The following is a 19,830-nucleotide window of genomic DNA, read 5'->3' as shown; positions in this document are numbered from 1 at the left end:
GCTAGCCTGATCAGGCCAGCAGGTTGCCAAGGAAGGCGGTAGTCCCACGGTAATCGTCAAGGTGGCGGAGTCAGCCAGATGTTCAATCGTGTTGTGTGGTCCAGTTGTTTTCTGCTGCTTTGCGCCCTCAGCACATCAGCGCAGGCCCAGCCGTTCAGCGCGTTTGTGTTCGACGCGCAGGGGCGTCCGGTGGAGGGCGCTGTGCTCAGCCTGGCGGGGCAGGCGCAGGCCAAACCCGTCGCCGTGGCGGTCATGGATCAGATCGACAAACAGTTCTCACCGGCCGTGCTGGCCGTTGCGACCGGCACCGCGGTGAGCTTTCCCAATGGCGATGACATTCGCCATCAGGTCTACTCGTTTTCACCGGCAAAGCGGTTCGAGCTGCGCCTCTACGAAGGCACGCCGAGCGAGCCTGTCATCTTCGATCGACCGGGGCTAGTGGTGCTGGGCTGCAACATCCATGACTGGATGCTCGGCTACGTCTATATCACCGATAATCCATGGTTCGCCGTCAGCGACGAGCAGGGTCGCATCCAGTTGGACGTGCCGGCCGGCCATTACCCCTCTACGCTCTGGCACCCGGCGCTGGTTGACATGCCGCCCATCGAGGCGGGGCGGCTGGAAGTGGGGGCTGTGCCGATCGAGCTGAAACTGCCGATTGCTATTGCCGCTGCGCTGCAACCCTCGGCGCCGCCACCCACACCCTTTGCCGACGCGTTCAGAAAAGCCGCCCATGACGCGCACCCTTAGTTTTCACGCACGTCTTTCGTGGACCCTCGCCGCCTTTCTGCTGGTGGTGATCGGCGCCCTGTATTTCTCTGTGCGTCTGGTGACCGAAGCGGCCGTAAGCCGGCAGGCCGCCGAGCGGCTCGATTCCGGGTTACGAGTATTCGAGCGTTTGATCGACATTCGCAGTCGTCAACTGCGTGACGGCGTACAGGTGCTGGTCGCGGATTTCGGCTTCAAGGAGGCGGTGGCCACCGGCGATACCCTGACCTTGCAATCGGCGATGGCCAATCAGGCGGCCCGGATCAATGCCAGCGAAGCCATGCTGATCGGCCTGGACGGTCGGGTGCTGGCCTCGAGCCTGTCCAATGCCGTACCCGGCGATACCTTCCGCTACGCCGCTGAACTGCGAGACGCGCGAGGGCAGGGGCCGACCCTGCTCATCGTAGTGCTCGATCAACAGGCGCACCTGTTGGTCGAGGCTGAGGTCCGCGCGCCTTTGCCCATTGCGCGAGTGGTGATGGGATTCGCCATGGACGAAGCGCTTGCGCACGAGCTCAAGGAACTAACGGGCCTGGACGTGTCCTTTCTGGCCAAGGCGGAGGGCAACAGCGAACAGCTGGCGACCACACTCAAGTCCGAGGCCCATGCCGAACTGATCGATGGTTGGCGTCGTCATGAACATGCCAATGGCATCGAAGAGCTGACACTCGATGGTGAGCGCTATCTCAACGAGGACGTGGTGCTGTCGCAGGGTGATGGCTATAGCGTGATTGCCCTGGCCCACAGCTCGCTGGACGACGCGCTGGCGGGCTTTCACCAGTTAGATATGCGGATCCTGCTGATTACGCTCGTTGGCCTGATTGCCTCCTTGTTGGGAGCGCTGATGTTGGCACGTAGTCTTTCAGGACCGGTGAACGCGCTGGCTCAAGCCGCCCAGCGGGTCGGTCGCGGTGACTACCACACGCCCATCGAACTGGACCGCGACGATGAACTCGGCAGCCTGGCCAAAGCGCTGAACCAGATGCAGCGCGGCATCGCCGAACGTGAGCAACTGATTGCACACAACATGCTGCACGACGATGTGACGGGTCTGCCCAATCGATCCCTGGCCGCCGAATTGCTTTCCCGTGCTGTCGAGGCCGGCCGGATAACGGCGGTTTTGCACATTGGTATCGGTAACCTCGACGCCGTGCAGGACAGTGGCGGCTCCGAAGGCGTAGACCAGGCGCTGCGCGAACTGACCCAGCGCCTGCAGGCAGGCTTGCAGCCCGGTGATCACCTGGCAAGGATGCTCTCCGATGAATTCCTGCTGATCGTCAGCGATACCTCTGCTGACAACGCCTTCAGCGCAGCGGTGGCGGTGCAGCAGGCATTGGCCCTGCCAGTGCGCGTCGCCGAGCTTGAAATGCGCATCGAAGCACACATCGGTGTGGCCGGTTATCCGGACGATGCCGGCAGCGTCGACGAGTTGCTGCGCCGCGCCAGAATCGCCATGCAGGACGCGGCGCAGATGCCGGACGGTCTGCAGCTCTACCAGCATGGGCGTGACGATGCCCATCAGCGGCAGATCAGCCTGATTCGCGACCTACGGCATGCCGCAAACGCCGGTGGTCTACATCTGCATTTTCAGCCCAAGGTTGATCTCGAACACGGTCGGGTCTACCAAGCCGAGGCGCTGCTGCGCTGGAATCACCCGATCTATGGCATGGTGTCGCCCGGCGAATTCATTCCGTTGGCTGAACGCACGGGCAGCATCCAGCTGCTTACCGCCTGGGTGATCGAGGCGGTGCTGCGGCAGCTACATATCTGGAACGGTCGCGGCCTGTACATGGAAGTGTCGTTGAACATTTCCGCCGAGGACCTCAGCAGCCTGACCTTGGAGCAACGGGTGACCGAGTTGCTGCAGCGCTACGTGATTCCGGGGGACCAGCTGGTATTCGAGATTACCGAAAGCGCCATGATGCGCGATCCGGAGCGCGCGCTGACGATGCTTCATCGGTTGCGTGCGTTGGGTATTCGGTTGTCGGTGGATGACTTCGGTACTGGCTTCTCCTCACTCGCTCAACTGCGGCGTATGCCGGTACAGGAATTGAAGATCGATCAGTCGTTCATTCGCGAGCTGGACGACACCTGTGGCGATGCGGTGATTGTCCGTTCGACCATCGACATGAGCCATGCGCTGGGCCTCAAGGTCGTCGCCGAAGGCGTCGAACATGGCGAAACGCGTGACCTTTTGCGGGCTTGGGGGTGCGACACCCTGCAGGGGTATTTTTTCAGCCGACCGCTGCCTGCTGATGCCTTCGAGGCCTGGTTGAAACAGCAACCCCACCTGGCTGCGCGACCGCTCAAGGAGCCTTCATGACAGTCCTGCGAACACTGCTGCTGGCCGCGTGCTGCGTGCCGATGATCGCCAGTGCCGATGCGGGGCGTTTATTGGCTACCGGTGGCGCGACGGGTATCGAAGGTGCTGCGGGCGGCGGGATCACGCCGTGGGCTGTGCTGGCCGGGTACGGCGAGCGAGGCGAGTGGGGCGGCGATGTCTTCGCGACTCGCGTCGAAACGGGCGACTACCGACTAGACGTCGCCGGTGTGGCGTTTGCCTTCGATAATCGCCTTGAGCTGTCTTTTGCGCGGCAGCGTTTCGATCTCGGCAATCTGGCGCGGGACCTGTCGCTCCCGGAAAACAGCCTCAGCCAGGACATTTTCGGCATCAAACTGCGGTTATTCGGCGATCTTCTCTATGACCGGTTGCCTCAGGTTTCGCTAGGCGCACAGCATAAACGCCAGAAGGACTTCCTGATCCCGTCGTTGATCGGTGCTCAGCGCGACGAAGACACCGAGGCCTACCTCACCGCGAGTCGGCTTATCCTCGGCGGTGCCTTTGGTTACAACCTGCTGCTCAACGGTGGCGTCCGCTACAGCCGCGCCAACGAACTCGGCCTGCTCGGCTTCGGCGGTGACCGTCGAGACAGCCGCAGCCTGCTCAAGGAAGGCTCAGCCGCTGTGTTGTTCAATCCGAACTGGGTGCTCGGCGTCGAATACCGGGAGAAGCCCGACAACCTGTCGTTCGCCGGCGAAAGCGATTGGGCGGATTTGTTTCTCGGCTATTTCCCCAACAAGCGCTTTGCCGTGGTGCTGGCTTATGCGCGGCTCGGTGAAATTGCCACGCTGGACAATCAGGATGGCGCTTACCTGTCCGTACAAGGGAGCTTTTGATGCACCGGCTCGTCCTGCTGTTCTGTTTGTGGCTTGCTGCCTGCACCCAGCAAGCGATCAAGGATGACAGCCTGTACCGGCAGCTAGGTGGCGAGCCCGGTATTACCCGCATCGTGGAAGGGATGCTGCTGCGCATTGCCCGGGACCCGCGCATCGTCGAACACTTTCAAACTGTCGATATCCAGCGTGTGCGCGACAAGCTGATCGAGCGGTTCTGCGTCGAGGCGGGCGGCCCGTGCATTTACACCGGCGACAGTATGGAGGAAAGCCACAAGGGCCTGGCGCTGACACCCAGCGACTTCAATGCGCTGGTCGAAGATCTGCAGGCGGCGATGACTGATGAGGGTGTCTCGATGCCGGCGCAGAACCGTTTGTTGGCGCGCCTGGCGCCCATGCGCGGGCAAGTCATCGACCGCTGAAAGCGCTAGCGGTGACGATCAAAACAAATCGCTGCATGACCGGTTCGCCAGCCTGGTCAGCCAAGGACGGCCCTAGGTCGTTCCGTTCGCACGTTTCCCAGTCAAAACTGTCCGGTCACGAGCGCAGAGTGCATCGAGACGCTATGCTTTGGTTCTAACCCGACCCATCCGTTGCCAACGCTGCGCCACAAGCGTTCGCGTTTCGTCAGTGAAGGCGGGGCCTGGTCCCCGCAGCACAAGGAAAACAAAACCAATGAATGTGAGTACCCCCACTCTGATCACCTTCGTGATCTACATCGCGGCGATGATTCTTATCGGTTTCACCGCCTACCGCGCCACCAAGAACTTCGACGACTACATCCTCGGCGGCCGCAGCCTCGGCAGTTTCGTCACCGCATTGTCGGCGGGCGCGTCCGACATGAGCGGCTGGTTGTTGATGGGGCTGCCGGGCGCGATCTTCGTTGCGGGCCTGTCCGAAAGCTGGATCGCCATCGGCCTGATTGCTGGTGCGTGGCTCAACTGGATCTTCGTTGCTGGCCGTCTGCGCGTGCACACCGAGCACAATCACAACGCCCTGACCCTGCCGGACTATTTCTCTCATCGCTTCGAGGACACCAGTCGCCTGCTGCGCATCTTTTCGGCGCTGGTGATTCTGGTGTTCTTCACCATTTACTGCGCCTCCGGCGTGGTGGCTGGAGCGCGCCTGTTCGAGTCGACCTTTGGGATGGAATACGGTACGGCACTGTGGGTAGGTGCAGCGGCAACCATTCTTTACGTGTTCATCGGCGGCTTCCTCGCGGTGAGCTGGACCGATACCGTGCAGGCGACGCTGATGATCTTCGCGCTGTTGATCACTCCGGTATTCGTCATCCTCGCGCTGGGCGACATGGGCACCGCCATGGACACGATCGCGGCGCAGGATCCGTCGAATTTCGACATGTTCAAGGGGCTGTCCTTCATCGCCATCATCTCGCTGCTCGGCTGGGGCCTTGGCTACTTCGGTCAGCCTCACATCCTGGTGCGCTTCATGGCAGCCGACTCGGTGAAGACCATTCCCAACGCTCGCCGCATCGGTATGGCTTGGATGATCCTGACGCTTGCAGGCGCTGTAACCGTGGGCTTCCTCGGTATCGCTTACTTCGCCGACAACCCCGCGCTGGCCGGTCCGGTCACTGAGAACGGCGAGCGTGTGTTCATGGAACTGGTCAAGCTGATGTTCAACCCCTGGGTGGCCGGCATCATCCTCTCCGGCGTACTGGCTGCCGTCATGAGTACCCTCAGTGCGCAGCTGCTGGTCAGCTCCAGCGCACTGACCCAGGACTTCTACAAAGCCTTCCTGCGTAAGGGCGCGTCGCAGACCGAACTGGTCTGGGTCGGTCGCGGCATGGTGCTGCTGATTGCCTTGATCGCCATCGGCATTGCGTCAAACCCGGACAGCAAGGTGCTGGGACTGGTGTCCTACGCCTGGGCCGGCTTCGGCGCTGCATTCGGGCCTGTGGTGTTGATCTCGCTGGTGTGGAAGCGCATGACGCGCAACGGTGCGCTGGCGGGCATGTTGGTCGGCGCTATCACCGTGGTGGTGTGGAAGGAGTTCATCGGTCTCGGACTGTACGAAATCATCCCAGGCTTCATCCTCGCCAGCATCACCATCTATGTGGTGAGCATCATGGGCAAGGAGCCGGCGGCTTCCATTCAGCAGCGCTTCGAAGTGGCTGACGCGGAGTACCACGCGGGCTAAGCGAGGCCTCGACAGGATCGTCCTTCGCTGGTGATGATCCTGTCGCATCTCAGTTGCCGTGTAACTTCGACTCAATCGGAAGAAGATGCCTCTGTCTTCGAGGCGCGCAGCGGCGGATACTGTTCCTCAGGCGCCAGCCCTTGGCGTCCAGAGGAAATTCAGGAGTATTCCAATGAAAGCGCAATCCGTGATGACTCGCGCCGCAGCCATCGTGCTGGCGGCTCTGTTGATGACTGGCTGCAGCCTGCGCTTGCCAGGTGTCGGTATCGACATCGGTGATGGCGGTGGCGGTGGCCACGGCGGCAATCACTGCCCGCCGGGCCAGGCTAAGAAGGGCAACTGCTGACCCAGGCGCAACCCCTCCCACCAACTGAATGGCGACTGCCATTCAGTACCCCTCCTAGTGACGCCAGGAATCGTCTCCTGCTCGATTCGGTTTCTTTGTTCGCCTCGCTTACCCGCCGTGCTCAGCCATCATAACCACGGCGACAGTCCTGATATTTCCGAGACGACATAGCCGCTCATCCCCTGAGCCGCCGAATGGTTTGACAGGTCTAAGCTTTCTGCCACGGTTAGTCTGGAGTGCGCGTACCGCTTGCGCTTGGCAAGCCCGGCAAAGCTCGCATCGCTAAAACAAAAACAATAAACATCTGAGGAACCTCTCATGCTTCCAAGCAAGTTGGCTTTAGCCTGCACGCGTGCCGTCGCCGGCGCGGTGCTGGTCGGTACTATCGGAATAGCTGCTGATGTTCAGGCACGGTCCAAGCCGATCAAGCCCCCGGTCTCTCACAGCGAATCACGTGAACAGGATTCGCGCGCCTTCGCCCCGATTGTCTCGCCGTTGGCAGCATTTCCCGGTCTGCCCAGCGAGCGCTGGACCGGCGTTTACGAGGGCGCGTCCTACCAGATCGAAGTGCCACCTAATTGGAACGGCATGCTCGTCATGTATGCGCACGGCTATCGCGGTACCGGACCCGAACTGACCGTTGGTCCGCCGCCGATCCGTCCATGGCTGCTGCAACAGGGATACGCCTGGGCGGCCTCCAGCTACAGCAAGAATTACTACGATGTGCGCGCCGGCATTGAAGACACCAACGCGCTGGCGCTGGCCTTCAGCGAGCTGACCGGCAAAGCCCAGCCGAGCAAGACCTACATAACCGGGCACTCCATGGGCGGCCACGTCGCTGCGGCCGCGGTGGAAGCCGAGACCTACGCCACCGCTAACAATCCGGTGCGCTACAGCGGCTCGGTGCCGATGTGCGGCGTCACGGGTGACGTCTATGAATTCGAATACCTGATGAACTTCACCCTGGCCGCACAGCACCTGGCCGGGCAGGGCCCGACCACCTTCCCGGCGACGGATTTCCAGGCCAAATTGCCGCAGATTATCGGAACGCTGTGGGACAGCTACCCGACCGACCCGTCGCCGCAGGGTGAGAAGCTGGAAGGCATCGTTCGTGACCTCAGCGGTGGTGAACGCCCGATCTTTGCCGAGGGCTTCCGCACCAGCCTGCAAAGTGTCGTACTGGGCACCGGAGGCCAAGACGGTTCGGTAAACGGCATTCTGGCCGACGCGCTCAGTGGCAACCTCGCCACCCGCTATCAGTTCGACACGAACAAAGCGATGTCCCGCGAAGAACGCGAGTTCAACGACTCGATCATCCGCGTCGTCGGCCATCCGCCGGCCAACAGCATCCGCCCGGACGGGCTGCGCTGGATTCCAGTCGTGAACGGCCAGTTCAACGTGCCCGTAGTCAGCATCCACACCCTCGGCGACCTCTACGTGCCGTTCAAGCACCAGCAGATCTATCGCCGCAACGCTGAAGCCAACGGCAACGGGGACTTGCTGGTGCAGCGTGCCATTCGCGCACCCAGCCACTGTGACTTCACGTATCAGGAGCAGGTTGAAGCGATGGCGGCAATGCTCCAGTGGGATCAGCAGGGCATCAAGCCGGCGGGTGACGAGGTCCTCAATCCGCGCGTAGTCGCAAACCCTTCCTACGGCTGCCAATTTACGCGTAATGACGGCACTCAAAACCGGACGTCGTTGCCGGCTTGCCCTGAGAGTTGATCCGCTAGCGACGGAAAACGAAAAAGCCCTGCTCCGGCAGGGCTTTTTAATTGGAGCGGGCGAAGGGATCGAACCCTTATGCTTGGTGTGTCGTTCCGTCTCAAAGCGTGTCGTTACGGGGTTTCCAGCTATCTCGCCTGCTCGTTTCGTCGCAATGCGTCACAGTGATTTCGGCACTTTTTCGACATGTCTGCTAGGGGTATTCCCGTTTCGATCTAAATCATCGATGTAGAGGAACAAGCTCGTATCGTTGTAGTTCTTACACAACACCAGTACGAGCTTGCAATGCCCCGATTGCTGCCCAGTGATGAGCACTGGTCGAAGCTGAGGGAAATTCAGCTGCACAAGGCCATCTACAACAAGCGTAATCTACGGATGACCGTCGAAGGCATGCTGTATCGCATGCGCGGAGGATGCCCCTGGCGAGATTTTCCCGAGGCATTCGTAAGCTTGAGCAAAGGCTACAAGCGTTTCAATGCCTGGTCCGCGTCAGGTTAGCTCGCAGCCAACCTCTATGGCTTCAACCTGACAGGTCGCATGCTTAGCGTACGATTTATCCGTTTTCTTTATCGCCCCCTTGAAGGCCCTCCGTCCAGCCAAACACTTTGCCCACCGACAGAGGTAACTCAATGATTCGACTTCTCTATATCAGCCGTGCCGCCCCCACAATATCGAATGAACAAGTGCAGGACATACTACTGTCCTCGCGCAAAAATAATCCGGCCAGCAGTATTACTGGCATCCTGGTCCACGGTGGTGGACTGTTCATGCAAGTTTTAGAAGGGCAGGAACAGGATGTTCTCCGGAAATATGTGAAGATTCTAGATGATCCCAGACACAGTGGTGCAGAGATTCTTTATATTTCGCCGGCGAACAATCGGATCTTTGGGAAGTGGTCGATGGGGGGCATCAAGAGCGATCCCTTGCAATTTCAATATATCTCCAAATCGCGCGCCCGCCGTCTAGAGGTCATCGATGCAAGTACGTTCACGGAGACGATGCGCGAGTTTGCACAGATGCTGGGAGACGCGAAGTAGGGTGTGACCACAAACCCCTGTTTAGGATGACCTGTGGTCAATGTGTAGGGGGTGGCCCAGCTTCGATCTAAATCATTTATGTATAGGAACAAGCTCGTATCGTTGTAGCTCACACACAACACCAATACGAGTCTGCAATGCCCCGATTACTACTCAGTGATGAGTACTGGTCGAAGCTGCGGTAAATTCTGCTGTACAAGGCCATCTACAACAAGCGTATGCTAAACGCTCCTCAATGTTGATAATTCTGAAGCTTCCGCTACCTCAGCCCATTGGGTTAAAGCTGCTTGCTGCTCCGCAATAACGGGTTTTCATCCGATCGCTTAGATCTTTGCGATCACCGTCAAAGCGGGCACGCCATGTCTGACATTGTTCATGGAAGTGCTGTTTGGCAGCCTTGCGGCATTCTCTATAGTCGATTGAGCCTCGGCGATGATTGCCGCACACGCTCGTTCCGTCGATGTAGTTGTTTACTGCCACCCACTCCGCCAGATAGTTAGTACCGCCATTCCAGCTCTTTATCCATGTGGATGTGCGCTCCCGGCTTACCGTGCGCGGACGTCGCTCGCTACTAGCGGGCTTTGCTGCACCTTCACGGACTACCGGCGGAGTGTAGGTGCTGGCCGGCTGCTTGGGCGTGTAGTTGTCATCGTTGAATGATGTTTGGCGAGACTGCGCGGCCTCCGCCGAACGCTCTGCGAACCACTCGATTTCTTCTTGGCTCAGCTGACGCTGCTGGGGCGCTGGTGTCGGTTCTACTGCTGGGGCTTCGTAGCTTGCAACGGATGGCTGGCTAATCGGCTGAATGGGTTGTGCTGGCTCTGGGTTAAACAAAGGCTTGCCGCCGATACGAATGCCTTGCTTGATCTGGTTCATGTCCAGAACGATCGGCTTTCCGAACGTCAATGCCAGTGCCGCGATGACCGCCGAACCGACCCCCAGTATCGCTAGGAATCGCCATGGCCCTTGCTTCTTCCTGCTGCGTAGATACTCGGGCGCATCGTCCCAGTCCGATTTCATGTCGCCTCCTTGCTTCGTGATCGGTGCCATGTAAATGGCCCGTTTTCTCTCGTCGGTTGGTTCGCTTGGCCGTCGCGAGGCAGTTTGTCACAGCGATTTTCACCACTTCCTTGATAGTTCTGCTGGACATCCAGCGTATTACCCTCGTAGGGTTCTGGCCAGCACGGTCGGACTTAGAAAGAACTATAAGATTTCGCTGAACGCTGCACAGTAAAACCCCCTCGGCAATTGGTCAAGTTTTGCGCTGTGATTGATCCTCATGATATTGCGGCATACTAAGGGTTCTAGCTGCTCTTTTTCTTCTGATTATTTATGGAGCGAAAATTGAAGAAAATTGATCTCCACATGCATACGATTCCAACGGTTAGTGAGTCACACTTTCAGTTTTCATTGGAAAAACTAAAGCAGTATGTGTGCTCCGCAAGCTTAGATGCTATTGCCATAACGAATCATGATATGTTTGATCTTGCCCAATACAACGAAATCGTTGAAGCGGTAAGTTGCGTGGTGTTTCCGGGAATTGAAATAAATTTAGAAAGCGGTCATGTTCTTATAATATCTGAAAGGGAAAATTTAGATGATTTCCAATTAAAAGCGAATGCTGTGACGCAGAAAATTGTAGCTGTAGGAGATTCAATAAGCGTCGATGAGTTAATTCGGATTTTTGGTGATCTGAATAATTATTTAGTAATCCCTCACTATGAGAAAAGACCCAGCCTCCACGCAGAAACAATAAAGAAAATACGGGGGTATATCTCCTCTGGTGAGGTTGATAGTCCTAAAAAATTCGTTCGAATGACCAAAGATGAGGCCGAATTAACGCCGGTAATCTTTAGTGATGTTCGAATTTCTGAGGGGATGAGCAAGTTTCCAATTAGGCAGACGTATATAGATTGTGGAGAGTTGTCCATAAAATCATTGAAATACAGTCTTCTGGATAGATCCAAAGTGGCACTATCTAAATCAGATGGGAATTCACTGTTCGAGGTTTTTGACGATGGGCAGAAGCTGTCTACGGGGTTAAATATTGTTCTTGGGGCTAGGTCTTCAGGGAAAACTGTAACCTTAGCCCAGATAAATAGTGACTTCGAAAACGTAAAATATATCCAGCAATTCTCTCTTGTTCAAAGGGATGATGCGAGCTATGAGAAGGAATTCAACGCGGATGTGGCTCGCCAAAAAAGTACTTTTGCGGATAAACATTTAGCCCCATTCAAAGCTGTTTTAGGCGATGTTCTGAATATTGACCTTGAGATAAATCAACGCAAGGTCACAGATTATCTCGAAAGTCTTTTGAAATCGGCTGAGGAAACCGAAAAGCTAGACTCATTCTCCCGGGTCGTCTTGTTTAACGAGGCCCTATTTGAGGTTGGCGAAGATCACACGCTTAATAATCTAATCGGCTCTGTTCGCCAATTAATAGAAAATATTGAGTATAGGGCGGTTATCGATAAGTATGTTGATATGTCCGGGCTGAAGGCCTTGGCTTGCGAATTGATATTGCTTCTATGGTCCAAGGCATATGAAAGAAAGAAGAAGTGTTTGGTTAATGACATTGTGCGAGATGTTAAAAACAAACTTCAGCTAAGGACGTCAGCTACTCAAGTTAAGGATGTCGATCTTTATAATATTATGCTTGAGCGCAGGAAGATCTCTAGATTTATTCAAATTACCAAGCTGCTCCAAGAGGAGAAGTTAATTTTCCAGGAAATTTTTCAAGGGTTTAAGGTTGTCTGTAAGCAGCGTGCTTTTTCAGGTGCTGGCGAAATCAAGCAAGTTAGCGGCCAGAAAGTTGCTTTTAGTGATGCGTTCAGAGATTACTCTAACCCATATAAGTATCTTGCTGCTCTGAAGGCAAACGACAGTCTGACTCCGTCGGAGTTTTATAGGTATTTTGCTTGTATCGATTATGAGATATTGAATAAGGATGGTTTTAAGGTTTCTGGTGGTGAAAGATCTGAGTTTAGATTGTTGCAAGAAATCAAAGATGCTCAGAACTTTGATTATCTATTGATAGATGAGCCGGAGTCGTCATTTGATAACGTCTTTCTAAAAGGCGAGGTTAATCAAATGCTAAAGCAAATATCCAGAAGTATGCCGGTTGTCATTGTTACGCATAATAGCGTGGTTGGGGCTTCAATTAAGGCTGATTATATAGTTTACACTGCCAAGGAGGTCGAAGGAGGGCGTATCATATATAGAAGATATTCGGGGCATCCGTCAGATAAGGAGCTGATCTCAACTGATGGAAAGAAAATAGGTAATTTTCAAGTAACTATGGACTCGTTGGAAGCAGGCGAAACTGCTTATGTGGAGCGAAAGGCTGGATATGAAAATCTTAAAAATTGAAAATCATCAAGGCTATTTCTTAACCGACGAAGGCGGATACGAACCTGTAGACAAGATAGGTAAGAACGTTTTGTCGAGGTTGGTTACTTTAGCTTTGGAAGATGATTTTGAAATCGACGAGTACGATGACGAAAAACTTAAAAATCAAGCCCATCAAATAATATATAAAAGTATCAGTGGAAAGCTGGCCGACTTGCATCTGAAACGGAATCAGTTTCGTGATGAGTCTGAGCGCCTATACTTAGATGAGTATGAAAAGTATAAGGTGTGACGCTCTCGTTTAAGCCTCAGTTTTCTAGAGAGCGCGGCCAAACCGCCGCTGCTCTGAATTCTTAGCTCTAGGAGTTGCATCGTTCCGTAGAGTCTACGGAATATCTCGCTGTCCGCTCTCAGGATAAGCCCCTCACTGCCCCGCCCGTTGGGAAAACCAGCGCCTAGCTACTGCTTTAGTAATCGCTATCCCGCGTTTTGATTGGGCAAGTTTGAATGCGAAAAAGGGGACATATTTATTTTTCCGCCAAAGCTGCCTGGACCTTGCCGAAACAAGCCAAACCCTAAACGAAAAAGCCCTGCGATTGCAGGGCTTTTTTAATCTGGAGCGGGCGAAGGGAATCGAACCCTCGTCATGAGCTTGGGAAGCTCAGGTAATGCCATTATACGACGCCCGCGTAGGCAGCCTTTGTACCAGAAGGGCGGCGTAAGGAGAAGCGGGTGCGGCATTTGGGTCGATGAATGTGTTCAGACCTGCGCAATTTCTCCGGGCGTCAGGCTGCGGTATTGGCCTGGGGCGAGGGTGGGGTCGAGAAGCAGCGGACCCATGCGTTCGCGATGCAAGGCGGTGACCTTGTTGTTGAAGTGGCCGAACATGCGTTTGACCTGGTGGTAGCGGCCTTCATGCAGTGTCAGGCGGGCCTGGTGTGAGCCCAGCAGTTCGAGTTCGGCGGGCAGCGTGGTGAGGTTCTCGAAGCGAAAGTAGAGGCCTTGGGCGAAGCGGTCGACACAAACCGGGTCGATGGGGTCTTCGGTGTCTACGAGATAGGTTTTGCCCAGCAGGCTTGCCGGTTGGGTGAGGCGGCGGGACCAGAGGCCGTCGTTGGTGATGATCATCAGGCCGGTGGTGTTGAAGTCCAACCGCCCGGCGATGTGCAGTTCGTCCTTGTCCGGCTCGTTCAGCAGATCCAGCACCGTGGGGTGTTGCGGATCGGCGGTGGCGCTGACGCAGCCGACCGGTTTGTTCAGCATAAAGAAGCGTGCGGGTTTGCCTGCTTGCAGTACCTCGCCGTCCAGCTCGATACGGTCGAAGACGCGAACGTCATGGGTGCCGTCGCAGACCGTCTTCCCGTTCACCGCAGCACGGCCCGAGGCCAGCAGCAGGCGCGCTTGGCGATGGCTGCAGTGGGGCAGATTGGCGAGGAAACGGTCGAGGCGCATCAGGGTTTTGCAGGCAACTCGCCGCGCGCGCAACGCGGACAGATACAGGCTTTATTGAGCGCGTCATCAGGAATCTGTTCGCGGGCTTCGGGCGCTATCTCAACGCTGAAGCACCAGCAGGGCCGTGTCGCAGTGGCTGGATTAGCCAGGCTACAGCTGTTGGGCTCGCCACAAATCGGGCATCTATTAGGTTCGGGTGTATCGGTCATAACCGCCTCCGGGCAGTGGCAGCGCGTGATGCAGTGGAGCGGTTAGTTCGTATCAAAATCAGGCACTCGGCATTGCACCGAGCGCCTGTGCTATGGCTTCGTTACTTCACGCGTTGACCGGGCTTGGCGCCGCTGTCCGGGCTGAGCAGGTAGATCTCTTCACCGCCAGGGCCGGCCGCCAGCACCATGCCTTCGGAGATGCCGAACTTCATCTTGCGCGCGGCGAGGTTGGCGACGTACAGGGTCAGGCGGCCTTCCAGCTTGCTTGGGTCCGGATAGGCGCTCTTGATGCCGGAGAACACGTTGCGCTTGGCATCGCCAATGTCGAGGGTCAGGCGCAGCAGCTTGTCGGCGCCTTCGACGAACTCGCACTTTTCGATCAGCGCGATGCGCAGGTCCACGGCGGCAAAGGCGTCGAACGCGATTTCGGCGGCGATGGGCTCTTTGGTCAGCTCCCCATTGCCGCTCGGCTGGGCGGCGGTTTCGGTGGAGGCGAGGTCTTCCTTGGATGATTCGATCATGGCTTCGATTTTGGCAGGCTCGATACGGGTCAATAGCGGGGTGAAAGTGTTCAGCTGATGGTTGGTCAGCAGCGTTTGCAGGTCAGTCCAGCCTAGTGGCTCGACGTTCAGGAAGCGCTCGGCGTCGGCGGCCAGGTTCGGCAGCACCGGCTTGAGGAAGATCACCAGTTGGCGGAACAGATTGATGCCGGTAGCGCAGATCGCCTGGACTTCATCCTGCATGCCGTCCTGCTTGTTCAGTGCCCAGGGCGCCTTGTCGGCGATCCAGGCATTGGCGCGGTCGGACAGGGCCATGATCTCGCGCATGGCGCGGGCGAAGTCGCGGTTTTCGTAGGCCTCGGCAATGGACGGCGCGGCGGACTGGAAGGCGTCGGTCAGTTCCGGCGCAGCGTTGCGGTCGACCATTAGGCCGCCGTTGCCTTTGTGGATGAACCCGGCGCAACGGCTGGCGATGTTGACGACCTTGCCAACGAGGTCGGAATTGACCTTCTGTACGAAGTCTTCGAGGTTCAGGTCGAGGTCATCCACGCCGCGGCCGAGTTTGGCGGCGTAGTAGTAGCGCAGGTATTCGGGGTTCAAATGGTCGAGGTAAGTGCGCGCCTTGATAAAGGTGCCGCGCGACTTGGACATCTTCTGCCCGTTCACCGTCAGGTAGCCATGCACCGCGACGGCGGTGGGCTTACGCAGGCCGGCGCCTTCGAGCATGGCGGGCCAGAACAGGGTGTGGAAATTGATGATGTCTTTGCCGATGAAGTGGTACAGCTCGGTGGTGGAGTCCTTCTTCCAGAACGCATCGAAGTCCAGTTCCGGGCGGCGTGCGCAGAGGTTCTTGAAGCTCGCCATGTAGCCGATGGGCGCGTCCAGCCAGACATAGAAGTACTTGCCTGGCTCATCGGGGATCTCGAAGCCGAAGTAGGGCGCATCGCGGGAGATGTCCCACTCGTGCAGGCCGCCGTCGAGCCATTCGGCGATCTTGTTGGCGACTGAGTCCTGCAGGCTGCCGCTGCGGGTCCACTCCTTCAGCATCGCCTCGAAATCGGGCAGCTTGAAGAAGAAGTGTTTGGAGTCGCGCAGCACCGGTGTGGCACCAGAGATGGCCGAGCGTGGGTTCTTGAGTTCGGTGGGCTCGTACGTGGCGCCGCACTTTTCGCAGTTGTCGCCGTATTGGTCTTCTGCCGCGCACTTCGGGCAGGTGCCCTTGATGAAGCGGTCGGCGAGGAACATGCCTTTTTCAGGGTCGAAATACTGTGTCACCGAGCGTGTGGCGATGTGGCCGGCGTCGCGCAGACGGGTGTAGATCATCTCCGATAGCTCGCGGTTCTCTTCCGAGTGGGTCGAGTGGAAGTTGTCGAAGTTGACCAGAAAGTCGGCGAAGTCCGCACTGTGCTCGGCCTGCACGTTGGCGATCAGTTGCTCGGGCGTGATGCCTTCCTTTTCGGCGCGCAGCATGATGGCCGAGCCATGGGCGTCATCGGCGCACACATAGATGCACTGGTTGCCGCGCAGCTTCTGAAAGCGCACCCACATGTCCGTCTGGATGTACTCGAGCATATGGCCAAGGTGAATAGAACCGTTGGCGTAGGGCAGGGCACTGGTAACGAGGATCTGACGGGCTTCGGACATGGGGGAAATCTGCAGTCGGGGTTGCGAAGTGAGCTGGTCACTATAAAGGTGCGACGTTTTTTTTTCACCCGCACTGGCGCGGCTGGTGCCGGTCAGATGCCGAGTGCCGCGCCATGTTGACGCGGTTGATGAGGCCATACGGCACCACGGGGTAAGATGCCCGTCTGTTTTACTAGGTTTTCTTGGGAGTAGTCATGACCGTCACACGCGAAGCTGTGGAAGCCGTACTGCGTCAGTACACCGACCCTAACCTGAACCAGGACCCGGTCACTGCCGGTTGCGTGCGTTCCATCGATGTTCAGGGCGATCGCGTCAGCGTGCAGATTGAACTGGGCTACGCCGCCGGGCTGTTTCGTAGCGGCTGGGCACAGATGTTGGCCATGGCCATCGAGCAGTTGGAAGGCGTCACTCGAGCGGACGTGCAGGTCGACTGCGTGATCCGCTCGCACAAGGCGCAGGACCAGCTCGAGTCGATGGCCAATGTGAAGAACATCATCGCCGTCGCTTCCGGCAAGGGCGGCGTGGGGAAATCCACCACGGCCGCTAATCTGGCTCTTGCGCTGGCCCGCGAAGGCGCGCGGGTTGGCGTACTGGATGCGGATATCTATGGCCCGAGCCAGGGCATCATGTTCGGCATTCCCGAAGGCGCCCGCCCCGAAATTCGTGACAACAAAGCCTTTATCCCGCTGGAAGCCCACGGCGTACAGATTATGTCGATGGCTTTCCTGGCCGACGACAAGACGCCGATGGTCTGGCGTGGCCCGATGGTATCCGGCGCGCTGCTGCAGCTGATCACCCAGACGGCTTGGAATGATCTCGACTATCTCATCGTGGACATGCCGCCGGGCACCGGTGACATCCAGCTGACCCTGGCGCAAAAGGTGCCTGTGGTTGGGGCGGTCATCGTGACCACGCCGCAGGATCTGGCGCTGCTGGATGCCAAGAAAGGCGTGGAGATGTTCCGCAAGGTGAACATTCCGGTGCTGGGCGTCGTGGAAAACATGGCCATTCACATCTGCTCGAACTGCGGTCATGCCGAGCATCTGTTCGGCGAAGGCGGTGGCGAGAAGCTGGCAGAGCAGTACAACGTAGAGCTGCTGGCCTCGTTACCGCTGTCGATGGCAATTCGCAGCCAGGCCGACGCAGGCAAGCCGACCACCATTGCCGACCCTGAAAGCCAGATCGCGATGATCTATCAGCAAATGGCGCGCAGTGTGGGGGCACGGATTTCGCTGAGCGGGCAGATCATTGCGCAGTCGATGCCGAACATCGTTGTAACCGACGACTAGTTTCAAAGCAGGGTGGCGCTTCGCGCTGCCCGTGGCTTATCGCTCGCCAGTAAATCGCAGGCATAAAAAAGCCCCGCCGAAGCGGGGCTTTTTCAGCAAAGAAGCTTCAGGTTAGATAACCTGAACTTCCTCAGCTTGCATGCCCTTCTGGCCGCGAGTAGCGACGAAGGAAACTTGCTGGCCTTCTTTCAGGCTCTTGAAACCGTCGCCTTGGATGGCGCGGAAGTGTACGAAAAGGTCGTCACCGGATTGCGGAGTGATGAAGCCGAAGCCTTTCTCATCGTTGAACCATTTAACGGTACCGGTTTGGCGATTGGACATTTGAAATGTCTCCTTGAACAAGGTGTAGAGATGATTTGAACGGGCAAATACCCCGAACGGTGACTGTGTGCAAGGAGTTAGGAGTCGTAGCAATGATCGGATCGAAATCTAAACATGTAGCGATTCACGGTGACACATGCAGCAGCAGCCAATGAAAGATACTCCATTTCTGTCGCAATGCGAGCATTATTTTCAGTTTCCTGCCAAAGCGTCAGAGATGCGACGCATGGACCCGGTTCGAGGGCTTTGAACCGGCTCCGTGGGGTCGGTAAGATGCACACCCTTATATGAACGCCCACCAGCCCAGTCAGGACGCCCGCCATGAGCATCAAATCGGATAAATGGATTCGTCGGATGGCCCAGGAGCACGGCATGATCGAGCCCTATGTCGAACGCCAGATGCGCGGCGAGGGCAGCGAGCGCTTGATCTCTTACGGCGTGTCCAGCTATGGCTACGACGTGCGCTGCGCCGATGAATTCAAGATCTTCACCAACATCAATTCGGCAATCGTCGATCCGAAGAACTTCGACGAGAAGAGCTTCGTCGACATCAAGAGCGACGTCTGCATCATCCCGCCCAACTCTTTCGCACTGGCGCGCACGGTCGAGTACTTCCGCATTCCGCGCAACGTGCTGACCATCTGCCTGGGCAAGAGCACGTATGCGCGCTGCGGCATCATCGTCAACGTGACGCCGCTGGAGCCAGAGTGGGAAGGGCACGTGACTCTGGAGTTCTCCAACACCACCACCCTGCCAGCGAAGATCTACGCCAACGAAGGCGTGGCGCAGATGCTGTTCCTGGAATCCGATGAAGAGTGCGAGACCTCTTATCGTGATCGCGGCGGTAAGTATCAGGGGCAGCGTGGCGTGACCTTGCCGAAGGCCTGATTTCGATCAGCGAGTTGGCTGCCAATTCAAGCGGGCGGCAACCGCCGCTCGCGTGCCTTGCGCTTTAACTATTCAGGTGCAGTGGGGCGTCTCTTCTATTGGCCTAGCTGCATTCTAGAGCGCGTCTCCGAGGTGAGCTGCGGCCCTTCGGCAGACGGGCTTCTTGTCGAGGCTGTCACCGTTCCGCTTCTGTTTTCGTTTTAACAAAAAAATGCCCGCACGATGCGGGCATTTTTGGTGCCTGGATGATGAGGCGACAGGCGCCCCATCAAGCAGACGGGACTCAGGCGAAGTTCTTCGCGACGAAGTCCCAGTTGACCACGTTCCAGAATGCTTCGACGAACTTCGGACGCGCGTTGCGGTAGTCGATGTAGTAAGCATGTTCCCAGACGTCGCAGGTCAGCAGCGGCTTGTCACCTGCGGTCATCGGGTTGCCGGCACCAATGGTGCTCGCCAGGCCGACGCTACCGTCAGACTTCTTCACCAGCCAGGCCCAGCCGGAGCCAAAGGTGCCGATAGCGGTCTTGGTGAACTCTTCCTTGAACTTGTCGAAGGAGCCGAACGCAGCGTTGATGGCATCAGCCAGGGCACCGGTCGGCTGGCCGCCGGCGTTCGGAGCCATGCAGTTCCAGAAGAACGTGTGGTTCCAGACCTGAGCGGCGTTGTTGAAGATGCCACCGGAAGAGGTCTTGATGATGGTTTCCAGGTCCTTGCCTTCGAACTCGGTGCCAGGAACCAGATTGTTCAGGTTGGTCACGTAGGCCTGGTGATGCTTGCCATGGTGATACTCGAAAGTTTCGGCGGAAATGTGCGGCTCGAGGGCGTTCTTTTCAAACGGAAGCGGCGGCAATTCGAAAGCCATGGTGTATCTCCTGCTCAGGTGTCGAGAATAGATGCGGCTCGGAAGGAGGCAGTCTGCGCTGTGACCAACGCCTCGCGGAACGGAGAAAACTACTGCACTGATGTTCG

The 19,830-nt window shown here is 57.2% G+C and carries 18 protein-coding genes, 1 tRNA gene and 1 pseudogene; 13 read left to right on the top strand and 7 right to left on the bottom strand.

The genetic code is table 11. The features are described 5' to 3' along the window. Positions 1 to 78: 78 nt before the first annotated feature. From ACQKIK_RS03465 to ACQKIK_RS03425, 9 genes and pseudogenes are all read left to right on the top strand, one after another. Positions 79 to 750: a methylamine utilization protein gene (locus ACQKIK_RS03465; RefSeq protein ID WP_241530440.1), complete on the top strand. Its 672-nt coding sequence runs from the start codon at positions 79 to 81 to the stop codon at positions 748 to 750. Further along, positions 734 to 3,091 (top strand): putative bifunctional diguanylate cyclase/phosphodiesterase, encoded by a 2,358-nt coding sequence (locus tag ACQKIK_RS03460; protein ID WP_241530441.1) that lies wholly within the window; start codon positions 734 to 736, stop codon positions 3,089 to 3,091. Before ACQKIK_RS03465 ends, ACQKIK_RS03460 begins: the two co-directional genes overlap by 17 nt. Further along, complete coding sequence (locus tag ACQKIK_RS03455; RefSeq protein WP_241530442.1) at positions 3,088 to 3,945, top strand: DUF3034 family protein; 858 nt, start codon at positions 3,088 to 3,090, stop codon at positions 3,943 to 3,945. The genes ACQKIK_RS03460 and ACQKIK_RS03455 overlap by 4 nt, the downstream gene beginning before the upstream one ends. After that, on the top strand, positions 3,945 to 4,364 hold the full coding sequence (locus ACQKIK_RS03450) for a group I truncated hemoglobin (protein ID WP_241530443.1): 420 nt from the start codon (positions 3,945 to 3,947) through the stop codon (positions 4,362 to 4,364). The genes ACQKIK_RS03455 and ACQKIK_RS03450 overlap by 1 nt, the downstream gene beginning before the upstream one ends. A 253-nt stretch (positions 4,365 to 4,617) precedes the next feature. After that, positions 4,618 to 6,102, top strand: coding sequence for a sodium/proline symporter PutP (gene putP, locus ACQKIK_RS03445; RefSeq protein ID WP_045429288.1), 1,485 nt, complete (start codon positions 4,618 to 4,620; stop codon positions 6,100 to 6,102). A gap of 172 nt (positions 6,103 to 6,274) precedes the next feature. Next, the gene (locus ACQKIK_RS03440) at positions 6,275 to 6,448 is read left to right on the top strand and encodes a hypothetical protein (protein ID WP_196766687.1); all 174 of its coding nucleotides are present in this window, start codon (positions 6,275 to 6,277) and stop codon (positions 6,446 to 6,448) included. Positions 6,449 to 6,766: 318 nt separating this feature from the next. Next, the gene (locus tag ACQKIK_RS03435; RefSeq protein WP_499134771.1) at positions 6,767 to 8,173 is read left to right on the top strand and encodes an alpha/beta hydrolase; all 1,407 of its coding nucleotides are present in this window, start codon (positions 6,767 to 6,769) and stop codon (positions 8,171 to 8,173) included. A 285-nt stretch (positions 8,174 to 8,458) separates the two neighbouring features. Then, positions 8,459 to 8,668 (top strand): annotated as a pseudogene (locus ACQKIK_RS03430) (transposase); the annotation flags it as partial. Positions 8,669 to 8,802: 134 nt separating this feature from the next. Next, positions 8,803 to 9,210 (top strand): BLUF domain-containing protein, encoded by a 408-nt coding sequence (locus ACQKIK_RS03425; protein WP_045429286.1) that lies wholly within the window; start codon positions 8,803 to 8,805, stop codon positions 9,208 to 9,210. Positions 9,211 to 9,474: 264 nt separating this feature from the next. Here the strand turns inward: ACQKIK_RS03425 and ACQKIK_RS03420 are convergent, their stop codons facing one another. Continuing rightward, complete coding sequence (locus tag ACQKIK_RS03420) at positions 9,475 to 10,230, bottom strand: hypothetical protein (protein WP_499134769.1); 756 nt, start codon at positions 10,228 to 10,230, stop codon at positions 9,475 to 9,477. A 324-nt stretch (positions 10,231 to 10,554) separates the two neighbouring features. Between ACQKIK_RS03420 and ACQKIK_RS03415 the strand changes: the two genes are divergently transcribed. After that, positions 10,555 to 12,579: a phosphotransferase gene (locus ACQKIK_RS03415; protein WP_045429283.1), complete on the top strand. Its 2,025-nt coding sequence runs from the start codon at positions 10,555 to 10,557 to the stop codon at positions 12,577 to 12,579. Next, positions 12,560 to 12,850 carry a hypothetical protein gene (locus tag ACQKIK_RS03410; protein ID WP_241530445.1) on the top strand — a complete coding sequence of 97 codons (291 nt, stop codon included), beginning with the start codon at positions 12,560 to 12,562 and terminating at the stop codon, positions 12,848 to 12,850. The genes ACQKIK_RS03415 and ACQKIK_RS03410 overlap by 20 nt, the downstream gene beginning before the upstream one ends. A gap of 323 nt (positions 12,851 to 13,173) precedes the next feature. Here the strand turns inward: ACQKIK_RS03410 and ACQKIK_RS03405 are convergent. The 4 genes from ACQKIK_RS03405 to metG form a co-directional block, all read right to left on the bottom strand. After that, positions 13,174 to 13,247: transfer RNA gene (locus ACQKIK_RS03405), tRNA-Gly, on the bottom strand. Positions 13,248 to 13,317: 70 nt separating this feature from the next. Then, positions 13,318 to 14,010, bottom strand: a complete 693-nt coding sequence (locus tag ACQKIK_RS03400) for a pseudouridine synthase (protein WP_499134766.1) — start codon at positions 14,008 to 14,010, stop codon at positions 13,318 to 13,320. Further along, complete coding sequence (locus ACQKIK_RS03395; protein ID WP_499134764.1) at positions 14,010 to 14,219, bottom strand: cysteine-rich CWC family protein; 210 nt, start codon at positions 14,217 to 14,219, stop codon at positions 14,010 to 14,012. The genes ACQKIK_RS03400 and ACQKIK_RS03395 overlap by 1 nt, the downstream gene beginning before the upstream one ends. A gap of 101 nt (positions 14,220 to 14,320) precedes the next feature. Then, the gene (gene metG, locus ACQKIK_RS03390; RefSeq protein ID WP_499134762.1) at positions 14,321 to 16,363 is read right to left on the bottom strand and encodes a methionine--tRNA ligase; all 2,043 of its coding nucleotides are present in this window, start codon (positions 16,361 to 16,363) and stop codon (positions 14,321 to 14,323) included. A 194-nt stretch (positions 16,364 to 16,557) separates the two neighbouring features. Here metG and apbC point away from each other — a divergent pair, with 194 nt between their 5' ends. Then, positions 16,558 to 17,652 carry an iron-sulfur cluster carrier protein ApbC gene (gene apbC, locus ACQKIK_RS03385; protein ID WP_499134759.1) on the top strand — a complete coding sequence of 365 codons (1,095 nt, stop codon included), beginning with the start codon at positions 16,558 to 16,560 and terminating at the stop codon, positions 17,650 to 17,652. 111 nt (positions 17,653 to 17,763) lie between these two features. Here apbC and ACQKIK_RS03380 read toward each other — a convergent pair whose 3' ends face one another. Further along, on the bottom strand, positions 17,764 to 17,973 hold the full coding sequence (locus tag ACQKIK_RS03380; RefSeq protein WP_003282211.1) for a cold-shock protein: 210 nt from the start codon (positions 17,971 to 17,973) through the stop codon (positions 17,764 to 17,766). A 321-nt stretch (positions 17,974 to 18,294) separates the two neighbouring features. Here ACQKIK_RS03380 and dcd point away from each other — a divergent pair, with 321 nt between their 5' ends. Continuing rightward, positions 18,295 to 18,861, top strand: coding sequence for a dCTP deaminase (gene dcd / locus ACQKIK_RS03375; RefSeq protein ID WP_045161043.1), 567 nt, complete (start codon positions 18,295 to 18,297; stop codon positions 18,859 to 18,861). Between the two features lie 283 nt (positions 18,862 to 19,144). On the opposite strand, the gene ACQKIK_RS03370 is transcribed toward dcd, so the two are convergent. Then, entirely contained in the window at positions 19,145 to 19,723 is a 579-nt protein-coding gene (locus ACQKIK_RS03370; protein ID WP_045429270.1) for a superoxide dismutase, read from the bottom strand. Between the last annotated feature and the right edge of the window lie 107 nt (positions 19,724 to 19,830).

Source organism: Pseudomonas sp. NPDC047961, assembly GCF_050272435.1.
In the GTDB taxonomy this organism is placed as follows: Bacteria; Pseudomonadota; Gammaproteobacteria; order Pseudomonadales; family Pseudomonadaceae; genus Stutzerimonas.
This window is presented reverse-complemented; position numbering and strand designations above follow the sequence as displayed.

Coding starts and splice junctions, on each gene's coding strand:
- apbC (WP_499134759.1), top strand. CDS start 16,558: ATGACCGTCACACGCGAAGCTGTGGAAGCCGTACTGCGTCAGTACACC.
- dcd (WP_045161043.1), top strand. CDS start 18,295: ATGAGCATCAAATCGGATAAATGGATTCGTCGGATGGCCCAGGAGCAC.
- ACQKIK_RS03440 (WP_196766687.1), top strand. CDS start 6,275: ATGAAAGCGCAATCCGTGATGACTCGCGCCGCAGCCATCGTGCTGGCG.
- ACQKIK_RS03465 (WP_241530440.1), top strand. CDS start 79: ATGTTCAATCGTGTTGTGTGGTCCAGTTGTTTTCTGCTGCTTTGCGCC.
- ACQKIK_RS03425 (WP_045429286.1), top strand. CDS start 8,803: ATGATTCGACTTCTCTATATCAGCCGTGCCGCCCCCACAATATCGAAT.
- ACQKIK_RS03450 (WP_241530443.1), top strand. CDS start 3,945: ATGCACCGGCTCGTCCTGCTGTTCTGTTTGTGGCTTGCTGCCTGCACC.
- putP (WP_045429288.1), top strand. CDS start 4,618: ATGAATGTGAGTACCCCCACTCTGATCACCTTCGTGATCTACATCGCG.
- ACQKIK_RS03400 (WP_499134766.1), bottom strand. CDS start 14,010: ATGCGCCTCGACCGTTTCCTCGCCAATCTGCCCCACTGCAGCCATCGC.
- metG (WP_499134762.1), bottom strand. CDS start 16,363: ATGTCCGAAGCCCGTCAGATCCTCGTTACCAGTGCCCTGCCCTACGCC.
- ACQKIK_RS03380 (WP_003282211.1), bottom strand. CDS start 17,973: ATGTCCAATCGCCAAACCGGTACCGTTAAATGGTTCAACGATGAGAAA.
- ACQKIK_RS03455 (WP_241530442.1), top strand. CDS start 3,088: ATGACAGTCCTGCGAACACTGCTGCTGGCCGCGTGCTGCGTGCCGATG.
- ACQKIK_RS03395 (WP_499134764.1), bottom strand. CDS start 14,219: ATGACCGATACACCCGAACCTAATAGATGCCCGATTTGTGGCGAGCCC.
- ACQKIK_RS03410 (WP_241530445.1), top strand. CDS start 12,560: ATGAAAATCTTAAAAATTGAAAATCATCAAGGCTATTTCTTAACCGAC.
- ACQKIK_RS03370 (WP_045429270.1), bottom strand. CDS start 19,723: ATGGCTTTCGAATTGCCGCCGCTTCCGTTTGAAAAGAACGCCCTCGAG.
- ACQKIK_RS03460 (WP_241530441.1), top strand. CDS start 734: ATGACGCGCACCCTTAGTTTTCACGCACGTCTTTCGTGGACCCTCGCC.
- ACQKIK_RS03435 (WP_499134771.1), top strand. CDS start 6,767: ATGCTTCCAAGCAAGTTGGCTTTAGCCTGCACGCGTGCCGTCGCCGGC.
- ACQKIK_RS03420 (WP_499134769.1), bottom strand. CDS start 10,230: ATGAAATCGGACTGGGACGATGCGCCCGAGTATCTACGCAGCAGGAAG.